At 66.3% G+C, this 18,649-nt stretch carries 17 protein-coding genes; 3 read left to right on the plus strand and 14 right to left on the minus strand.

What is annotated here, in order from left to right; translation table 11 throughout:
• Positions 1 to 33 precede the first annotated feature (33 nt).
• From ruvC to aspS, 5 genes are read right to left on the minus strand one after another with little or no spacing between them, the layout of a single operon-like run.
• Positions 34 to 558 carry a crossover junction endodeoxyribonuclease RuvC gene (gene ruvC, locus AC1DOM_RS05465; RefSeq protein ID WP_498960994.1) on the minus strand — a complete coding sequence of 175 codons (525 nt, stop codon included), beginning with the start codon at positions 556 to 558 and terminating at the stop codon, positions 34 to 36.
• 21 nt (positions 559 to 579) lie between these two features.
• Entirely contained in the window at positions 580 to 1,299 is a 720-nt protein-coding gene (locus tag AC1DOM_RS05470; protein WP_498960995.1) for a YebC/PmpR family DNA-binding transcriptional regulator, read from the minus strand.
• 54 nt (positions 1,300 to 1,353) lie between these two features.
• Positions 1,354 to 1,974 (minus strand): alpha/beta fold hydrolase, encoded by a 621-nt coding sequence (locus AC1DOM_RS05475; protein ID WP_498960997.1) that lies wholly within the window; start codon positions 1,972 to 1,974, stop codon positions 1,354 to 1,356.
• Positions 1,971 to 2,498, minus strand: coding sequence for a GNAT family N-acetyltransferase (locus tag AC1DOM_RS05480; RefSeq protein ID WP_498960999.1), 528 nt, complete (start codon positions 2,496 to 2,498; stop codon positions 1,971 to 1,973). The genes AC1DOM_RS05475 and AC1DOM_RS05480 overlap by 4 nt, the downstream gene beginning before the upstream one ends.
• Entirely contained in the window at positions 2,495 to 4,273 is a 1,779-nt protein-coding gene (gene aspS, locus AC1DOM_RS05485) for an aspartate--tRNA ligase (RefSeq protein WP_498961001.1), read from the minus strand. Before aspS ends, AC1DOM_RS05480 begins: the two co-directional genes overlap by 4 nt.
• Before the next feature lie 159 nt (positions 4,274 to 4,432).
• Here aspS and AC1DOM_RS05490 point away from each other — a divergent pair, with 159 nt between their 5' ends.
• A complete protein-coding gene (locus tag AC1DOM_RS05490) occupies positions 4,433 to 5,461 on the plus strand; it encodes a GGDEF domain-containing protein (RefSeq protein WP_498961003.1) in 1,029 nt (342 codons plus the stop codon).
• Between the two features lie 6 nt (positions 5,462 to 5,467).
• On the opposite strand, the gene AC1DOM_RS05495 is transcribed toward AC1DOM_RS05490, so the two are convergent.
• From AC1DOM_RS05495 to clpB, 4 genes are all read right to left on the minus strand, one after another.
• Entirely contained in the window at positions 5,468 to 6,529 is a 1,062-nt protein-coding gene (locus AC1DOM_RS05495; protein WP_498961005.1) for a hypothetical protein, read from the minus strand.
• Between the two features lie 77 nt (positions 6,530 to 6,606).
• On the minus strand, positions 6,607 to 6,891 hold the full coding sequence (locus AC1DOM_RS05500; protein ID WP_498961006.1) for an FmdB family zinc ribbon protein: 285 nt from the start codon (positions 6,889 to 6,891) through the stop codon (positions 6,607 to 6,609).
• A gap of 29 nt (positions 6,892 to 6,920) precedes the next feature.
• On the minus strand, positions 6,921 to 8,777 hold the full coding sequence (locus AC1DOM_RS05505) for an ABC-F family ATP-binding cassette domain-containing protein (protein WP_498961008.1): 1,857 nt from the start codon (positions 8,775 to 8,777) through the stop codon (positions 6,921 to 6,923).
• A 31-nt stretch (positions 8,778 to 8,808) separates the two neighbouring features.
• Positions 8,809 to 11,391, minus strand: a complete 2,583-nt coding sequence (gene clpB / locus AC1DOM_RS05510; protein ID WP_498961010.1) for an ATP-dependent chaperone ClpB — start codon at positions 11,389 to 11,391, stop codon at positions 8,809 to 8,811.
• 136 nt (positions 11,392 to 11,527) lie between these two features.
• On the opposite strand from clpB, the gene AC1DOM_RS05515 reads away from it, so the two are divergent.
• Complete coding sequence (locus AC1DOM_RS05515) at positions 11,528 to 12,253, plus strand: lysophospholipid acyltransferase family protein (protein WP_498961012.1); 726 nt, start codon at positions 11,528 to 11,530, stop codon at positions 12,251 to 12,253.
• 177 nt (positions 12,254 to 12,430) lie between these two features.
• Here AC1DOM_RS05515 and pgeF read toward each other — a convergent pair whose 3' ends face one another.
• Complete coding sequence (gene pgeF, locus AC1DOM_RS05520) at positions 12,431 to 13,156, minus strand: peptidoglycan editing factor PgeF (RefSeq protein ID WP_498961014.1); 726 nt, start codon at positions 13,154 to 13,156, stop codon at positions 12,431 to 12,433.
• A complete protein-coding gene (gene rluD / locus AC1DOM_RS05525; RefSeq protein ID WP_498961016.1) occupies positions 13,153 to 14,142 on the minus strand; it encodes a 23S rRNA pseudouridine(1911/1915/1917) synthase RluD in 990 nt (329 codons plus the stop codon). The genes pgeF and rluD overlap by 4 nt, the downstream gene beginning before the upstream one ends.
• A gap of 129 nt (positions 14,143 to 14,271) precedes the next feature.
• Here rluD and AC1DOM_RS05530 point away from each other — a divergent pair, with 129 nt between their 5' ends.
• Positions 14,272 to 15,135, plus strand: coding sequence for an outer membrane protein assembly factor BamD (locus AC1DOM_RS05530; protein WP_498961018.1), 864 nt, complete (start codon positions 14,272 to 14,274; stop codon positions 15,133 to 15,135).
• A 66-nt stretch (positions 15,136 to 15,201) separates the two neighbouring features.
• Here AC1DOM_RS05530 and AC1DOM_RS05535 read toward each other — a convergent pair whose 3' ends face one another.
• The 3 genes from AC1DOM_RS05535 to AC1DOM_RS05545 all read right to left on the minus strand — a co-directional run bounded on the left by AC1DOM_RS05535 (position 15,202) and on the right by AC1DOM_RS05545 (position 18,439).
• Positions 15,202 to 16,845, minus strand: coding sequence for an NAD+ synthase (locus AC1DOM_RS05535; RefSeq protein ID WP_498961020.1), 1,644 nt, complete (start codon positions 16,843 to 16,845; stop codon positions 15,202 to 15,204).
• A 9-nt stretch (positions 16,846 to 16,854) separates the two neighbouring features.
• On the minus strand, positions 16,855 to 17,919 hold the full coding sequence (locus tag AC1DOM_RS05540) for a DNA topoisomerase IB (protein ID WP_498961022.1): 1,065 nt from the start codon (positions 17,917 to 17,919) through the stop codon (positions 16,855 to 16,857).
• A gap of 271 nt (positions 17,920 to 18,190) precedes the next feature.
• Positions 18,191 to 18,439, minus strand: a complete 249-nt coding sequence (locus tag AC1DOM_RS05545) for an XAC0095 family protein (protein WP_498961024.1) — start codon at positions 18,437 to 18,439, stop codon at positions 18,191 to 18,193.
• Positions 18,440 to 18,649: the final 210 nt, after the last annotated feature.

The raw sequence follows: 18,649 nt of genomic DNA on the forward strand, positions 1-18,649 counted from the left end.
CTGGGTCCTGGTGGGTGTCGATCGCGTCGTCGATCAGCGGCGGCGGCGCAACAAGGCCACGCTCGCGCCGGCGCGCAACGCGGTGGCGTTCATGTGCGCATGCGTGAGTGCGACGGCCAGCGCATCGGCGGCGTCGGGTTGCAGTTTGGTGTCGGGCAGTTTGAGCAGCAGGCGCACCATGTGCTGCACCTGCGTTTTTTCGGCGGCGCCGCGGCCGACCAGCGATTGCTTGATCAGGCGCGGCGCGTATTCGTGCACGGCCAGGTGGCGACGCACGACGGTGGCGAGCGCCGCGCCGCGGGCATGGCCCAGCTTCAGCGCGGAGGACGCGTTCTTGTCCATGAAGACGGTTTCGATCGCGACCTCGTCGGGCCGATAGCCGTCGATCACCGCTTCCAGGCCTTCGCACAGGCGGCCCAGGCGCGCGGGGAAATCGGCGGCATCGAGCAGGACCAGTGCTTCGCAATGCACGAACGTGCAACGCCCGGCGTCGTCGACGTCGATCACGCCCACGCCGGTACGCTGGGAACCGGGGTCGATGCCGAGGATGCGGGTCACGTTTTGAGTCTACGCCGGTGCTTACGCGTTGAGGTCGGCGTTGGAGTAGACGTTCTGCACGTCGTCCAGGTCTTCAAGCCAGCGCAGGAGCTTGCCGACCTGCTCGGCGGTCTCGCCGGTCACCGCGATGTCGTTGTCGGCGCGCATCGTCACTTCGGACAGGTCGGCCTTCAGGCCCGCGCCTTCCATCGCGGCCTTGACGCTTTCGAAGGCGTCCGGCGCGGTGAGCACGTCGATCGCGCCGTCTTCGGGATAGACCACGATGTCGTCGGCGCCGGCGTCGATCGCCATCTCGGTGATGCGCTCTTCATCCGCGCCCGGCGCGAAGGAGAGGACGCCGAGCTTCTTGAACATGAACGCGACCGAGCCATCGGTCCCGAGGTTGCCGCCGAACTTGCCGAACGCATGGCGCACGTCGGCGACGGTGCGGACCTTGTTGTCGGTGAGGCAATCGACGATCACCGCGACGCCGCCGGGCGCATAGCCTTCATAGCGGATCTCTTCGTAGGTGATGCCTTCCAGTTCGCCGGTGGCCTTCTTGATCGCGCGCTCGATGACGTCCTTGGACATGTTCACCTGCAGGCCGCGGTCGATCGCCGCGCGCAGGCGCGGATTGCCCGACGGGTCGCCGCCGCCGGCGCGGGCGGCCACGCCGATTTCGCGGATCACCTTGGTGAAGATCTTGCCGCGCTGCGCGTCGACCGCGTTCTTGCGGGCTTCGATGGAAGGGCCACGACCCATGCTGGAAACCTAGGAGCTGCGTTGCGAAGGCGCGGATTCTACAGGCGGGGGCGGCTAAGCGCCCTGCCCTTCGAACCGGCCGCTGCCGAGGAAAGCGAGGGTGCGGTCGGCGGCTTCGGCCGAAAACAGCAGTCCGCTGTGGCTGGCCGCGATGACCACGTGGTCCTTCACGCCCGGCAGGCGCGTTTCGGAGACCGCGACCGTGCCGTCGTGCTCCCCGCCGAAGCCTGCGAACAAGGCGCCGAGCCCGTGCGGCGAGTTGCCGGCGACCACGCCGACCTCCGTGGCGCCCTCCCAATCGGGGAAGCCTTCGCGCAGCAATGTCGCGCTCTGGCCCAGCAGGATCGCCGCCATCGGCAGCCGCAACAGCCCCGACGCCGCGCCGCTGCCGCTGAGCGGCGAACCGATGCAGACCAGCCGGCCGACCTTGAGCTGCGGCGCCTGGCGCAAGGCCTGCATCGCGATCAGGCCGCCGAGGCTGTGGGCCACCAGGTCGACTTCACGCGCGCCGATGTGCTCGACCAGCGCCTGCACCGCGCGATCGGGGCCATCGGCCACGCTCATGTACGAGAACACTTCGGTGTCGTAACCCGCGTCTTCCAGGCGCCGCGCCAGCCAATGCATGGCCACGCCCGGCATCCACAGGCCGTGCAACAGGACGACGGTGCGTTTCACGCGGCGGGCGCGCGGCGCAGGATGAATTCGGGATCGCGCACGCTGCCGACGAGGAACTCGTAATTGCCGACCTTCTCGAACCCCAGGCGCTCGTAGAAACGCTGCGCACCGAAGTTCTTCGAGTACACGCCGATCCACAAGGTGGTCGGGCCGTCCTGTTCCAGCCAATCGAACGCCGTCTGGATCAGGCGCGATCCAAGGCCGCCGTTCTGCGCTTCGGGCAACAGATAGATGCGCTTGAGCTCGCCGTCTTCGGGGCGAACCTCGGCATGCGGCAACGTGCACGGGCGGCCTGCGAGCGCGTAACCCACCACCTCGCCATCGCGCTGCGCGATCCACATCGCGCACTTTGGATCGGCGAGGAACTTCTCGTGCTGTTCGACCGAATAACTGTCCTGCAGGAATTGCGCGAGATCCGCCGGCGGATACAGATGGCCGAACGCACGCACGAATGCGCGCTCGGCGACATCCGACAACACCGCGGCGTCGTCGGGCGTCGCGCGGCGGATCACGTCGGCGCTCATTTCGCCGGCTTCTCGCGCACCTGGATGTGCACCTCGGCCAGCTGCGCATCCGGCACCGGCGACGGCGCGCCGGTCATCAGGCACTGCGCGGTCGTGGTCTTCGGGAAGGCGATGACGTCGCGGATCGATTCGGTGCCCGCCATGAGCGCGGCGATGCGGTCGATGCCGAACGCGATGCCACCGTGCGGCGGCGCGCCGTACTTCAGCGCGTCGAGCAGGAAGCCGAACTTGCCTTCGGCTTCTTCCGCGCCGATGCCGAGCAGTTCGAACACCGCGCTCTGCATCTTCGAGTTGTGGATGCGGATCGAACCGCCGCCGATCTCGTTGCCGTTGAGCACCATGTCGTAGCCGCGCGAGACCGCGGTCTTCGCGTTCGCGCGCAGGTCTTCGATCGAATCCACGGCCGGTGCGGTGAAGGGATGGTGGAGCGCGACGAAGCGGTTTTCTTCGTCGTCCCATTCGAACATCGGGAAGTCGGTGACCCACAACGGCGTCCAGCCGTCGGCGACCAGGCCCAGGTCCTTGCCGAGCTTCAGGCGCAGCGCGCCCATGAAGTCGGAGGCGGACTTGTAGGTGGCGGCGCCGAAGAAGACCGCATCGCCGCTCTGCGCGCCGGTGGCCTTGAGGATGGCGTCGAGCGTCGCATCGTCGAGGAACTTGGCGATCGGCGAGTTGATGCCTTCGCGGCCCTTCGCCAGATCGTCGACCTTCATCCACGCCAAGCCCTTCGCGCCGTACTTGGCGGCGTGCGAGGCGTAGTCGTCGATCTGCTTGCGCGAGAACTGCGCGCCACCCGGCGTGCGCAACGCAACGACGCGGCCGTCGGCGTGGTTCGCCCAATCGGTGAAGACCTTGAATTCGCAGGTCTTCACGAGTTCGGCGATATCCGTGAATTCCATCGGATTGCGCAGGTCCGGCTTGTCCGATCCGTAGCGGCGCATCGCTTCTTCGTACGTCATGCGCGGGAAGGGATTCGCCAGTTCGACGTTCATCACTTCGCGGAAGACCACGCGGATCATTTCCTCGACCGTGTCCTGCACGTCGCGTTCGGACACCCACGCGAACTCCATGTCCAGCTGCGTGAATTCCAGCTGGCGATCGGCGCGCAGGGCTTCGTCGCGGAAGCAGCGCGCGATCTGGTAGTAGCGGTCGAAGCCCGCCATCATCAGGATCTGCTTGAACAACTGCGGCGACTGCGGCAGCGCGTAGAACTCGCCGTGGTGCATGCGCGCGGGCACGAGGAAGTCGCGCGCGCCTTCGGGCGTGGCCTTGGTGAGGATCGGCGTTTCGATGTCCTGGAAGCCGCGCGCGTCGAGCCAGCGGCGCAGCGACTGCACCAGCTGGATGCGCGTGCGCATCATCTGCTGCATTTCCGGGCGGCGCAGGTCGAGGTAGCGGTACTTCAGGCGGATGTCCTCGCCCGGGTTCTCGTGCGCGTGGAAGGGCAAGGGCTCCGCCTTGTTGAGCAGCTGAATCTGCGTGGCGACGACTTCGACCTGGCCGGTCTTGATCTTCGGGTTCACGCTCTGGCGGCGGCGCACGGTGCCGGTGATGCGCAGGCAATCCTCATAACCGACCTGGGAAGCGGCCGCCACGACTGCGGCGTTGCCGGCGGTTTCCGACGGTTCGGCGACGATCTGGACGATGCCTTCGTGGTCGCGCAGGTCGATGAAGCACAGGCCGCCGAGGTCGCGGGCGACATCGGCCCAGCCGCACAGGGTGACGGTCTGGCCGATCAGCGCCTCGTCGACGAGGCCGCAGAAGTGGGTACGCATGGGGGTTCCGTTCGAGTTGCCACCGGCGCGGGCGCCGGAAAGGGCGCCATTCTAGCCCGTCCTCCTCCGGCCGCTGCCCCCGTTTGGATCAGGACAAGGGGTCGCGAGGGGCAGCCGATGGTATTTCCGCCGGAACGCGAGGCGGCGTACGTACAAAGGATGTTCGGCTGGCAGGGCACGCGCCTGCGGCGGCTGGTGCTTTTCGCGCCGTTGTTCTTCCTGATCTTCATCGGTATCCAGGCGCTGCTGATGCCGGCGCCGCTGGCCGACTGGCTGCGGGCGCCCCTCACGTGGATCGGCTTCGTGCTGCTGGGCGCCATCGGCCTGTGGATGCGGACCGTGCGCAGTGCCGACCTGTTCGCCTGGGCGGGCGTGGCGTTGCAGACCTTGTTCCTCGTGTTCTGCGCCCTGAGCACGCGCCCGGGCCACGGCGGGCTCGCACTGCTGCTGCCGATGTTCGTCGCGACGCCGCTGGTGACCGCGCCGTTCTGGGCACGCGCGCGGACGGTGTTCATCGCGATCGTCTGCGCCTATCTCGCAGGCGCGCTGGCCCTGTGGCACAGCGCTGCGGGCAGCACGGTGTGGCTGGCCTACGGGATCCAGGCATTGGCCGGCGGGGCGATCGCGATGGCGATGCACGCGACGGTCGACAACGCGCGCCGCGGGTATTTCCTCGCGGAGGAAGAGCTCGAGCAACGCGCGCGGCTCGATGCGTTGACGTCGGTGTTGAATCGCCGCCATTTCATCGAGTCCGGCGAAGACATGTTGATGCGGATGCGGCCCGGGCAGGTGCTGAGTGCTTGCTTCGTCGACCTGGATCATTTCAAGCGGGTGAACGACGAGGGCGGGCATCGCATCGGGGATCAGTTGCTCGCGGCAGTCGCGCATTGCCTGCTGGAGTTGCAGGGCGAAGGGCGTTTGATCGGGCGCGTGGGCGGCGAGGAGTTCGCGTTGTTGCTGCCGGGGATGCATGCGCTGGAGGCGGAGCAGTTCATCGCGGTTGTGTGCGAGCGGATCGGTGCGCTGGCGGTCGATGGGTTTTCGTGTACTGCGAGTGTGGGTGTCGCGGAGTGGCACATGGGTGAGACCTTGTCCGATTTGCTGCATCGCGCGGACTTGGCGTTGCTTGCAGCGAAGCGTGGTGGCCGCAATCGGATCGTGCAGTGGAGTGCGGGTGTGGCGGCTTAGCTGCGGCTAGTTGGACTTCGCCGGTGGTTTGGCTTCCTTGGCTTCCGCAGCTTCGCGAAGCTCGCGCAGGCGGCGGAAATGCGCGTAACGCGCTTTTCCAGCGTCCAGGTAGGCGGTTTCGCGGGCGATCGCTACGTCCATGAGTGCACGGCATCCCAAGGCGGCGTCCCGTATCCAGTTTGCGCCGCTGGTTTGCACCCATTCGGCGGCCGCGATGGAGGTGAACAACCCATCGTCGATCATCACCACGCGCGCGACGCGACCGGAGAATTGACGCACGCCCACGCAGGCTTGCTTCCAGGGTTTCGATTCTTCCCACTCGAGCACGGCGTACGGCATCTCGCCCCGTGCAAGCAGCGCGGTCTCTGTCGCGCCGCAGCCATAGGGCGCGTAGGGTCCGCACGGTTCGTAGGAGATTGTTCCCGCTTTCACCTCTGCTTCGAGCGCATGGGTGAACCAGACGAACCCCTGCTTGTCGCCCTCCGCCAGCAGGCGCGATTTCAGGCGCAGGTCGCTTTCGAAGCGTTCCCCGGGGCGCGCGTTCGAGTGCACGTGCACACGCGTGGTTTGTCCCAGGCGGCCGGCGCGATCCATCGGCGTGACGTCGATGTCGAAGTCGAGTGCGCCGCCCGGCGGGGAATCGCCGATGATCACGTCCAGGTGTGCCTTGCCGTCGATCACCTGCACCATCTCGGCTTCGATGGGTTCCCCGTCCCCGGCGCGCGTGCGATGCACGTGTTTGCCGAACTCGGGCGAGGAGCCATCCGCGAGCACCGGGCGAACGATGAAACCGACATCGCTCCACTTCGGCGCCGAAGGATCGGACCAAGAGAACTCGAGGTCGACGCTTGCGTAGACGTCGCAGGCCGCGGCCGAACTCGTGCGCTCGATCGCGCCGATCTTGACGTCCACGGCGGGCGGCGGATCACTGCGGAGCAGCGCGGCATCGGCCTTTGCGTTCGGCTCGAATCGCATCACCGGGAAAAAGAAGGAACAGGCGAACGCCTCGCTCGAGAGCGAGAGACAGGCCAGCAAGCCCAGTGCGGTCCATCGCGGAAGTTTGCGCATGGCCGCCTTATACAACACCGCGGTGGCGCAGCATCGCCCCGCCACCAAGAGTCACTCCGCGACGTGAAACCGCGGCTTTACTCGGACGACGACGGCTTCGCAGCGGCGGGCTTGGATTCCACCGGTTTCGACTCCGCCGGCTTGCTCGCCTCCCCCGTCAAATTCTTCTTCTTGTCGCCGTCCTTCTTGAAATCCGTCTCGTACCAACCGCTGCCCGAGAGACGGAACGACGGCGCGGTGATGCTGCGCTTCACCGTTTCCTTGCCGCAGTTCGGGCACGTCGTCGGATCGGCGTCCGACATCTTCTGCAGACGGTCGAACGTGTGGCCGCAGTTGGTGCATTCGAAAGCGTAGATGGGCATGGCGGGATTCGATTCGGTTCGTTGAAAAGTCAGGCGGCGTCGTACAACGCCAGCAGGTCGGCTTCGGCACGTTCGAGATCGTTGCGCAACTTCGATTGCTGTTTGCCCAGATCGGTTGCGCGGCCGTCGGCATAGACCTTCGGATCGGCGAGTTGCGCGTCGAGCTGCGCGATCTTCGCCTCCAGCTCCGCCACGCGGGCCTCGGCCTTCTGCAATGCGTGCGTGTTGATCTTCTTCGCAGGCGCCTTCGGCGGCGGCGGTGCGGCAACCGCGGGCTGCGCCTTCGCGGCCTTTTCGGCCTTCGACGACTCGCTGCCCGGACGCGAACGCAGCCACGCCGCGTATTGATCCAGGTCGCCGTCGAAATCCTCGACCTTGTGGTCGGCCACGCGCACGAAGCGGTCGCAGACCAGGCCGATCAAATGGCGATCGTGCGACACCAGCACGATCGCGCCATCGAAATCGCTCAGCGCTTCGGCGAGCGCCTCGCGCATGTCGAGGTCGAGATGGTTGGTCGGTTCGTCGAGCAGCAGCACGTTGGGCTGCTTGAACGCGATCATCGCCAAGGCCAGGCGCGCTTTCTCGCCGCCGGAGAAACCGTCGATCGATTCGAACGCGCGGTCGCCGGGGAAATTCCACTTGCCGAGGAAATCGCGGAACACCTGCGTCGGCAGGTCGCCGGCGACCTTGCGCAGATGGTCGATGGGCGTCTGCCCGGCCATCAGCGATTCGACGGTGTGCTGCGCGAAATACCCGATGCGCATGTCGGGATGCGCGATGCGTTCGCCCGCCAGCAGCGGCAATTCGCCGACGAGCGTTTTCACGAGCGTCGATTTACCCGCGCCGTTCGGACCCAGCAAGCCGACGCGATCGCCCGCTTCCAGACCGAAGTTCACGTTGCCCAGGATCTGCACGTCGCCGTAGCCCGCATCGACATCGCGCAGGCGCACGAGCGAGGTCGGCAGCCGCTGCGGTTCGGGGAAGGTGATGTGCAGCGAACGTTCGGCGCGCACGGCTTCGGTGCCCGCGAGCTTCGCCAGGCGCTTCATGCGCGACTGCGCCTGCTTGGCCTTGCTGGCCTTTGCCTTGAAGCGATCGATGAACGACTGCAGGTGCGCGCGCTCGACCTGTTCCTTCTCGAAGGCGATCTGCTGCTGGCGCAATTGCTCGGCGCGCTGGCGTTCGAAGGCGGTGTAATCGCCGGCGTAGAGCTTGGCGCGCTGTTCGTGCAGGTGCAGCGTGTGCGTGCAGATGTTGTCGAGGAATTCGCGGTCGTGCGAAATCACCAGCAGCGTGCCGGGATAGCGCAGCAGCCATTGTTCGAGCCACAACACCGCGTCGAGATCGAGGTGGTTGGTCGGTTCGTCGAGCAGCAACAGGTCGCTCGGCGTCATCAGCGCGCGCGCGACGTTGAGGCGCACGCGCCAGCCGCCCGAGAAATCCGAAACGGCTTTCGCGTGCGTTTCCGGCGGAAAACCCAGACCGTGCAGCAAGCGGCCCGCGCGCGCGGTGGCGTCGTAACCGTTGAGTTCTTCGAGCTTGTGATGCGCGACGGCGACGGCTTCCCAGTCTTCGTTGGCGAAGGCGTTGGCTTCCATCTGGATCGCGTCGTGCACGGCCTGGTCGCCGGAGAGCACGAAGTCGATGGCCGAATCGGGCAGCGACGGCGTTTCCTGTGCGACGGTGGCGATGCGCGCCTTGCCGGGCATGTCGATGTCGCCCTTGTCGGCTTCCACCTCGCCCATCATCGCGGCGAACAGGGAGGACTTGCCGGTGCCGTTGCGCCCGACCACGCCCACGCGGTACCCCGCGTGCATCGCGAGATCGACGTTGGACAACAACAGGCGCTCGCCCCGGCGGAGCGAGAAATTGCGGAAGGAGATCATAGCCCCGGGATTTTAGCAGCCGCGGTGGCGCTCAGCCCTTGCTGAACGCCAATTTCCCGCCTTCGGCCTCGACCCGGATCGTATCGCCGCTCACGAATTCACCGGCCAGGATCATCTGCGCCAGCGGATTTTCGAGCTGCTGCTGGATCGCCCGCTTCAGCGGCCGCGCACCGTAGACCGGGTCGAAACCCACGTTTCCGAGCAAGGCCAGCGCCGAATCGGAGAGCTCGATGCGGATGCCCCGCTCGCCCAGGCGCTTGCCCAGGTATTGCGTCTGGATGCGCGCGATCTCGCGGATCTGGGCCTTGTCGAGCGGATGGAACACGACGATCTCGTCGAGCCGGTTGATGAACTCCGGCCGGAAATGCGCCTGCACCACGCCCATCACCGCGGCCTTCATCTGCGTGTAGGCCTCCGGGGTTTCGCCCGAGAGTTCCTGGATCATCTGCGAGCCCAGGTTGGAGGTCATCACGATCACGGTGTTGCGGAAATCGACCGTGCGCCCCTGCCCGTCCGTCAGGCGCCCGTCGTCGAGCACCTGCAGCAGGATGTTGAAGACATCCGAATGCGCCTTCTCCACTTCGTCGAGCAGGATCACGCTGTAGGGACGGCGACGCACCGCTTCGGTGAGATAGCCGCCCTCTTCGTAACCCACGTAGCCCGGGGGCGCACCAATCAGGCGCGCGACCGAATGCTTCTCCATGAATTCGCTCATGTCGATGCGCACCATCGCGTCGGGCGAATCGAACAGGAAATCCGCCAGCGCCTTGGTCAACTCGGTCTTGCCCACGCCCGTCGGGCCGAGGAAGAGGAAGGATCCATTCGGCCGGTTCGGATCGGACAGACCCGCGCGCGAACGGCGAATCGCATCGGACACCGCGCGCACCGCTTCGGCCTGGCCGACCACTTTCTTCTGCAGCACCGATTCCATCTGCAGCAGCTTCTCGCGCTCGCCTTCGAGCATCTTGGTGACGGGGATGCCCGTCCAACGCGAAACCACTTCGGCGATCTCTTCGGCGGTCACCTTGTCCTGCAGCAGCGTGAAGCCCTTGGATTCGACTTCCTGCGCCGCCTGCAACTGCTTCTCCAGTTCCGGCAAGCGGCCGTACTGGATCTCGCTCATCGTCGCGAAGTCCTGCTTGCGCTGCGCGCCTTCGAGTTCGAGCTTGGCCTGCTCGATCTGTTCCTTGATCTTGGTCGCGCCCTGCAGCGTGGCCTTCTCGGCCTTCCACACTTCTTCCAGGTCGTTGTATTCGCGTTCGAGGCGATCGATTTCTTCCTGCAGGTCCTGCAGGCGCTGCTTCGATTCGGCGTCCTTTTCCTTCTTCAGCGCCTCGCGCTGGATCTTCAGCTGGATCAGCCGGCGTTCCTTGCGGTCGAGTTCCTCGGGCTTGGAGTCGATCTCCATGCGGATGCGCGAGGCCGCTTCGTCCATCAGGTCGATGGCCTTGTCGGGCAACTGGCGGTCGCTGATGTAACGGTGCGAGAGGGTGGCCGCGGCGACGATCGCCGGATCGGTGATCTCCACGCCGTGGTGCACGGCGTATTTTTCCTTGAGGCCGCGCAGGATCGCGATGGTGTCCTCGACGCTGGGTTCGCCGACGAAGACCTTCTGGAAGCGGCGCTCGAGCGCGGCGTCTTTCTCGACGTACTTGCGGTATTCGTCCAGCGTGGTCGCGCCGATGCAATGCAGTTCGCCACGCGCGAGCGCGGGCTTGAGCATGTTGCCGGCGTCCATCGAACCTTCGGCCTTGCCCGCGCCGACCATCGTGTGCAGTTCGTCGATGAACAGGATGATCTGGCCTTCGTTCTTCGCCAGGTCGTTGAGCACGGCTTTCAGGCGTTCTTCGAATTCGCCGCGGAACTTCGCGCCGGCGATCAATGCGCCCATGTCGAGCGACAGCACGCGGCGGCCGCGCAGGCCTTCGGGCACTTCGTTGTTGATGATGCGTTGCGCGAGGCCTTCGACGATCGCGGTCTTGCCCACGCCCGGCTCGCCGATGAGCACCGGGTTGTTCTTGGTGCGGCGCTGCAGGACCTGGATGGTGCGGCGGATTTCCTCGTCGCGGCCCACGACCGGATCGAGCTTGCCCTTCTCGGCGCGCTCGGTGAGGTCGATGGTGTATTTCTCCAGCGCCTGGCGCTGGTCTTCGGCGTTTTCGCTCTGCACTTTCTCGCCTCCGCGAATGGCGTCGATGGCGGCTTCGAGTTTCTGCTTCGAGGCACCGGCGGCTTTCAGCGCGCGGCCGGCCTCGCTGCCGTCGTCGGCGAGCGCGAGCAGTAACAATTCGCTCGCGATGAAGGTATCGCCGCGCTGCTGCGCGAGCTTGTCGGTGACGTTGAGCAGGCGGGCCAGATCGTTGCCGAGGCTGACGTTGCCGGCCTGGCCGGACACCTTGGGGAGTTTTTCGAGCGTCTCGCCGATGCGTTCGCGCAACAGCGGCACGTTGACGCCGGCCTGCGTGAGCACCGACCGGGCGGTGCCGCCCTGCTGGTCGAGCAACGCGGCGAGCAGGTGGACCGGTTCGATCACGCTGTGGTCGCGGCCGACGGCCAGCGACTGCGCGTCGGACAGCGCTTCCTGGAATCGCGACGTGAGTTTGTCCATTCGCATGGGGATGGGACCTCTGGAGACTGGGGCCGGCCCGGCGGCCGGCGAATAGCGTGGAGATGCGGGCGTGGAGGCCGGATGCAAGCGCCGGTGCGGGTATCCTGTCGGCCGTTTTTCAGGCTCGGCAGGTTCGGTTCGCATGGCGCGGTGGATGTGGGGGGCGCTCAACGCGCTGCAAGCGTTGTTTACGGTCGTGGTGACGGTGTTGGGGATGCCGGTGGCCTTCGTGCTGGCCCTGGTGCTCGGGCCGCGGTTGGCGTTGCGCATGGCCGCCTGGTACTGGGCGCCGTTGCTGTTCGCCGGTGCGGGGGCGCGGCTGGAGGTCGAGGGGGCCGAGGGGATCGACTGGTCCAAGCCGATGGTCCTGGTCGCCAATCATCAGTCGATGATCGACATTCCGTCGTTGTTTCGCGCGGTGCCCGTGCCGTTGCGGTTCGTGCTCAAGCACGAGATCGCGAAGATCCCGTTGGTCGGGTGGTATGCGCGGATGATGGGGATGGTGTTCATCGATCGCGGGAATGCGCGGGAGGCGAAGCGCAAGTTGGTGGCCGCGGCGGACAAGTTGCGTGGGGATGCGACGTTTGCTGCGTTTCCGGAAGGGACGCGCAGCAAGGATGGTGTCGTTGGGCCGTTCAAGGCGGGGGCGCTGCAGGTTGCGTTGGAGGCCGGTGTGCGGGTGTTGCCGGTGGCGATCGAGGGGGCCGGGAAGGTGTTGCCGCCTTCGGGGTTTCTGGTGCGGCCGGGGGTCATTCGTGTTCGGTTCGGTACGCCGATCGAGACGGTCGGGTTGGCTGCGAATGAGCGGAATGTGCTTGCGCAGGTTGCTCGGGAGCAGATTGTCGGGATGCTTGGGGCTGCTGCTTAAGAGCGTTGCTCCAGCATTGGCGCGCCGCCCGAACGTTGTGAGTTCCAAATCTTTTTGGGAAAAAAATTTGAAACTCACAACGCTGGGGCATCACCTTGCGGGTCGCTTCGATCGGAGACGGTCGCTCGGGCAGTCATTGGTGGGTGCGAAGCGAGCTTCGCACTAGCCGATCATTTTTTAGCGGAGCCAGGCGATCGTCGCCATGCGTCCGGTGTGTTGGTCGCGGCGATGCGAGTAGAACCGGGTGTCGCCGATGGTGTCGAGTCCACCGCCGTGTACATCCGTAATTCCGGCGGCTGCCAAGCGTTGGCGTGCGAGTTTGTAGAGATCGACGCGCCAATGGCCTTCTCGCGTGGGGACGAAGGCGGATTCGGCGTTGTTGTCGTGCGCGACGAATGCGTCGTGGACTTCGCGGCCGATTTCGTAGGACTGCGGGCCTGCTGCGGGGCCTAGCCATGCGGTGATGGCTTCGCGCGGGGTGCGCATTGCATCGAGCGTGGCTTCGAGGACGCCGTTTGCCAGGCCGCGCCAGCCGGCGTGTGCGGCGGCGAGTTCGTCGCCGGTTCTCGAGGCGAGGACGACGGGGAGGCAATCGGCGGTGAGGATCGCCAGGACGGTGCCGGGGGTTCTTGTGAGGGCGGCGTCGGCTTCGGGTTCGTCGGTGCCGGGTTCGATCGCGACGTGCGTGCCGTGGGTTTGGCGCAGCCAGCGCGGTTCGCTCGGAAGCGCGAAGTGTTGGATGAGGTCTGCGCGGTTGCGTGCGACGGCGTGTGTGTCGTCGCCGCTGCGCGTGCCGAGGTTGAAAGTGTCGAAGGGTGCGCGGGAGTGGCCGATGCCGTGGCGCAGGGTCGTGAAGACTTCGACGCTGCCGGTCAACGGCCAATCCGCACGCAAGGCCGTCACCGGCCGAACTCCGTCGCCGCGCGTTGGTCGTCGCGCAATGCATCCATCAGTGCGCGCATGTCGCTGGGGACGGGCGCGGTGCAGCGGATCGGTTCGCCTGTCACGGGGTGCGCGAACTCCAGGGTTTCGGCGTGCAGGGCCTGGCGTTTGAAGCCACGCAAGGTTTCGATCAATGCCGGCGTCGCGCCGCGCGGGAGTTTCAGCGGGCCGCCGTACAGGGGATCGCCGACGATCGGGTGTTTCAGATGCGCCATGTGCACGCGGATCTGGTGCGTGCGGCCCGTTTCCAGGCGGCATTCGAGTGCGGTGTGCGCGCGGAAGCGTTCGCGCAGGCGGTAATGCGTGATCGCTTCGCGGCCGTCTTCGCGCACGGCCATGCGGATGCGGTCGCGCGGGTGGCGGTCGATCGGCGCGTTCGCGGTGCCGCCGGAGACCAGCGCGCCGACGACGACGGCCAGGTACTGGCGATGCACGCCGCGCGCGGAGAGTTGTTCCACCAGCGCGGTGTGCGCTTCGAGCGTGCGCGCGACGACCATGACGCCGGAGGTGTCCTTGTCGAGGCGATGCACGATGCCCGCGCGCGGCAGGTTGGCCAGGGTCGGATCGCGATGCAGCAGCGCATTGACCAGCGTGCCGGCCGGGTTGCCGGCGCCGGGGTGGACGACCAGGCCGGCCGGTTTGTCGATGACGAACACGGCCGCGTCTTCGTACAGGACGTCGAGCGGGATGTCCTCGGCCACCGCGTGGGTCTGCACTTCCAGGACCACGGTGAGGGAAACCGACTCTCCGCCACGCACGGGATCGCGCCCGCGCACGAGGCGGCCGTCGAGCAGGGCGTCGCCCGACTTGATCCACTCCGAAAGGCGCGAACGCGAGAATTCGGGGAACAAATCGGCCAGGACGGCGTCGAAACGACGGCCCGCGGCCTCGTGGGGGACGACGGCGGTGCGCGCGGCGTCGCCCGCGGGTGGATCGTTGGGTGTCATCGGTACTCCGGTTCAGCCGCCGGAGGCATGGCCCGGTCCGGCGTGGTTCTTCGGACTGGTATTATCGGTCCTTCGTGCCCTCCCGGCGCCCCTGAACGAAGCTGCGTCCTGCCCATGACCCCACGCTCCATGCGCCGCCCCCTGTTCCAGCGCCCCGCCCTGATCCTGCTGCTCGTCGCCCTGGTGCTGTCGATGTCGGGCTGCAGCTCGATCAGCAAGCTCTGGAAGAAGAAGGACCCCAACGAGGGCCAGCCGGTCGAAGTGCTGTACGACAAGGCGCACGAACAGATGCTGGAAGAGCGCTGGGCCAGCGCGACGGAAACCTGGCAGCGCCTCATTGCCCAGTATCCGTACGGCCCGTACACCGAGCAGGCGCAGATGGAAATGGCGTATGCCGAGTTCAAGGCCGGCAAGCACGACGACGCGGTGTCGACCATCGACCGTTTCATTCGCACGTACCCGACGCACCGCAACATCGCCTACTTCTATTACCTGCGCGGCCTGTCGAACGCCACGCGCAACGCGATCTTCCTCGCGCGCGTGTTCTCGCTGCAGACCAGCAACCGCGACCTCAGCACGCCGATGCAGGCGTACAACGATTTCTCGATCGTGGTCGAGCGCTACCCGAACAGCCGCTACGCCGCCGACGCGGCCCAGCGGATGATCTCGCTGCGCAACCTCTTCGCGAAGCACGAGCTCGACACGGCGGTCTATTACCTGCGCCGCGGCGCGGACGTCGCCGCGATCACGCGCGCGAAGTACCTGCTGGAAACCTATCCGCAGAGCGCCTCGCAGGACGATGCGGTGGCCACGCTGGTCGTGGGCTACGAGCACATCGGCAACCAGGTGCTCGCCGCCGACGCCAAGCGCGTGCTGCAGGCCAACGAGCCCAACCACCCGTATTTCTCGGGCGACTGGCCGGATTACCCTTCCACGTTCCGCCGCCTCAACCCGTTCGCGGGCGAGAAGTCGGGTGCGGAGCACGGGGACTGAGGACCACCGGGTCCTTGAACAAGAACGGCGCCTTCGGGCGCCGTTTTCGTTTCAGCCTGGCTTGGATCAACCATACCCATTCGTGATCGGATACCGCCGCTCGCGGCCGAATGCACGGCGCGACACCTTCGGCCCCGGCGCCGCCTGGTGCCGCTTCCATTCGCTGATGCGGACCAGGCGCACGACGCGTTCGACGGTCTGTTCGTTGAACCCCGCCGCGATGATTTCTTCCGGCGATTGCTCCAGGTCGACGTAGCGCAGGAGGATCGCGTCGAGCACGTCGTAGGGCGGCAGCGAATCCTGGTCTTTCTGGTTCTCGCGCAATTCCGCCGACGGCGGGCGATCGATCACCGCCACTGGAATCACCATGCCGCCGTTGGGCGCCGAGCCGCCCGACGCATTGCGCCAGCGCGCGAGCGCGAAGACTTCGGTCTTGTACAGATCCTTGATCGGCGCATAGCCGCCGCACATGTCGCCGTAGATCGTCGCGTAGCCCACCGCGTATTCGCTCTTGTTGCCGGTCGTCAGCAACAGGCCACCGAACTTGTTCGACAAAGCCATGAGCAGCACGCCACGGCTGCGCGACTGCAGGTTTTCTTCGGTCACGTCCACCGGCTTGCCGTCGAACATCGGCGCGAGCGCTTCGAGGAAACCAGCGAAGGGTTTCTCGATCGACACCGCGTGCAGCTTCACGCCGAGCGAGGCGCATTGCTCGGCTGCAAGATCGTTCGACATCCCGGCCGTGTAGCGCGATGGCAAGCGCACGGCGGTGACGTTCTCCGCACCCAGCGCATCGACCGCCAACGCGAGCACCAGTGCCGAATCGATGCCGCCCGACAACCCGAGCCACACGTTGCGGAACCCGTTCTTCCCGCAGTAATCGCGGATGCCGCGCACGATCGCGCGCCACGCGAGCGCGTCGCGGCTTTCCTCGTCTTCGACCGGCCAGGACACCGGCACGAACTTGCGCGTGCCGCCGTCGAAATCCGCGACGAGCCAGTGTTCCTCGAACGCGCGCGCCGCGGGATGCACGTGGCCGTCGCCATCGGCGATGACCGACGCGCCGTCGAACACCACCGCATCCTGCCCGCCGACGACGTTGAGGTATGCCAGCGCACAGCCCGACTCGCGCACGCGATCGGCGATCAGCGCATCGCGCTGCGCATGCTTGTCGCGTTCGAACGGCGAGGCGTTGGGCACCAGCACCAGCTGCGCACCGGCTTCCACCGTGCGCGACAAGGGTTCGGGAAACCACAGGTCTTCGCAGATCACCAGGCCAACGCGCGTGCCGTCGACTTCGAACACGCAGGCTTCGCCATCGGGATCGACGTCGAAGTAACGGCGCTCGTCGAACACCGCGTAATTCGGCAACTCGCGCTTGCGATAGGTCTGTTCGATCGCGCCGTCGCGCAACACGCTCGCGGCGTTGTAGACGACCGCGCCCACCGCCTGCGGCCAGCCGACGACGGCGACGATGCCGTCCGTCGCTTGTGCGATGCGCGCAACCGCCGCCTCGCAATCGGCGAGGAAGCGCGGCCGCAGCAGCAAGTCTTCCGGCGGATAGCCGCTGACCGCCAATTCGGGGAACAGGACGATGTCGGCGCCGTGGAGGTCGCGTGCCTCCACGATCAAGGCGGCGATGCGGTCGGCGTTGGCGGCGACGGCCCCCACCGGGAAGTCGAATTGCGCGAGCGCGATGCGGAGCGTCATGCGCGCAGTCTAGCGAACCGGCGCCCCGTTGCCGCGGTGGGCGGCGCGCAGCACGCGCAGTCCGGCCTGCTCCCACTGGCGCGGGCCCCGCGCGTCGGCGCAGGCGCGATGCAGACGCCCGTCTTCCCAGGCGGCGAAGATGCCGGGGTCGATGTAGGACTTGCGGCACACCGCGGGCGTATTGCCCAGTCGCTTGGCGACGCGTTCGACGACCGTATTGCGCAGTGCGTTCGCCACGCGCTGGTTGAGGCTGCCGTCGTCCTTCAGCGGCACCGGCTGGTCAGCCAGTAGTCGCAACGCGGAGATCGTGCCGCCCCAGGTGCGGAAGTCCTTCGCGGTGAAGTCGGCGCCCATCGCGTCGCGCAAATAGTCGTTGACGGTGCCCGAGTCCACGGGCTGCGGCTTCCCCTCGTCGTCCTCGTACTGGAACAACTGCTGCCCCGGCAGTTGCTGGATGCGGCGGACCAGGCGCGTGAGGCGCGCATCGTCGAGCACGATCTCGTGGTCCTTGCCGGCCTTGCCGCGGAACGCGATGCGCGCGCGGCCCCCTTTGATGAATTCGATGTGGCGATTGCGCAGCGTCGTCAGGCCGAAGCTGTTGTTGGTCTCGGCGTATTCGTCGTTGCCCACGCGCACGAGGGTGCCGCCGAGGAGTGCAACGACGATCGCCGCGACTTTTTCGCGCGGCAGTCCATCGAGGGCGAGGTCGCGCCGCAGGGCGCGGCGCAGCTTCGGCAGGGCTTTGCCGAAGTCGACGATGCGGTCGAATTTTTCGACGCCACGGACGTGGGACCAGCGGGGGTGGTAGCGATACTGTTTGCGGCCGCGGGCGTCGCGGCCGGTGGCCTGGATGTGGCCATCGGGTTTGGTGCAGATCCAGACGTCGGTCCACGCGGGTGGAACGGCAAGGGTGCGGATGCGTTGGATCGTGCGTTTATCTCGGAGCGTGCGGCCTCGGGCGTCGAGGTAGGCGAAGCCTTTGCCGGCACGCTTGCGCCGGATGCCGGGGTCGGTGTCGCCGACGTAGGTCAGGCCTCCCTGGGCTGCGGATTTCGCGTTCGGGTCGGTGGGCATCCTTTGGAGGCTGGGGGGTGGGGTGTCAAGTTGCTGTTAGTTCTCCTCGACTTCTTGCGTTTCCTCCAGCATTGGCGCGCCGCCCGAACGTGAGTCGTTCCAAATTTTTTTGGGAAAAAAATTTGAAACGACTCACGCTGGGGCATCACCTTGCGGGTCGCTTCGATCAGGGGCTTTCGCTGGGGCAATCGTTGGGGGCTGCAAAGCGGAGCTTTGCAGGTAGCCGATTGTTGAGAGCGGGGGCGTGGCGGGGGGGCGTGGCTGCGGTGGGCTACTGCGCTTGCCTCACTGCGAGACCGTTTTCGCGATCGATTTCTTCGAGGATTTCATCCAGGTCGCGCGCCAGGCGCGTGAACCACCAGGACAACGACTGGTCGCGGAACAGGTTGTCGAATGCGCTGGACGAATTCGCGGCGTCCGTCGCCCTCGTGAGAAATCGCAGTTGCTCGTGCACGTGGACCAGTTTGCGCTGCGCCGATTCCGGAACGACGAGAACCTCGGGCGTGGGGATGCGACTCATGGGGACCTCCGCGATTGCAGTGGACGTCCATGCTGCAAGCGGACGTGAGTGCAACCAATCAGACGAACGCCCATCCCGCGCGGGACAAATCTCGCGACTGGATGTTCTGCGAAGTCGGTCGGGAACCCCACCCAAAAAGAAACCCGCCATTCGGCGGGCTTCTTTTTGACCTCCCCGGAGGGGAGGTGGTCGCTGTTGAAAACGATCGGC

This window comes from Lysobacter sp. P5_B12 (assembly GCF_056400425.1).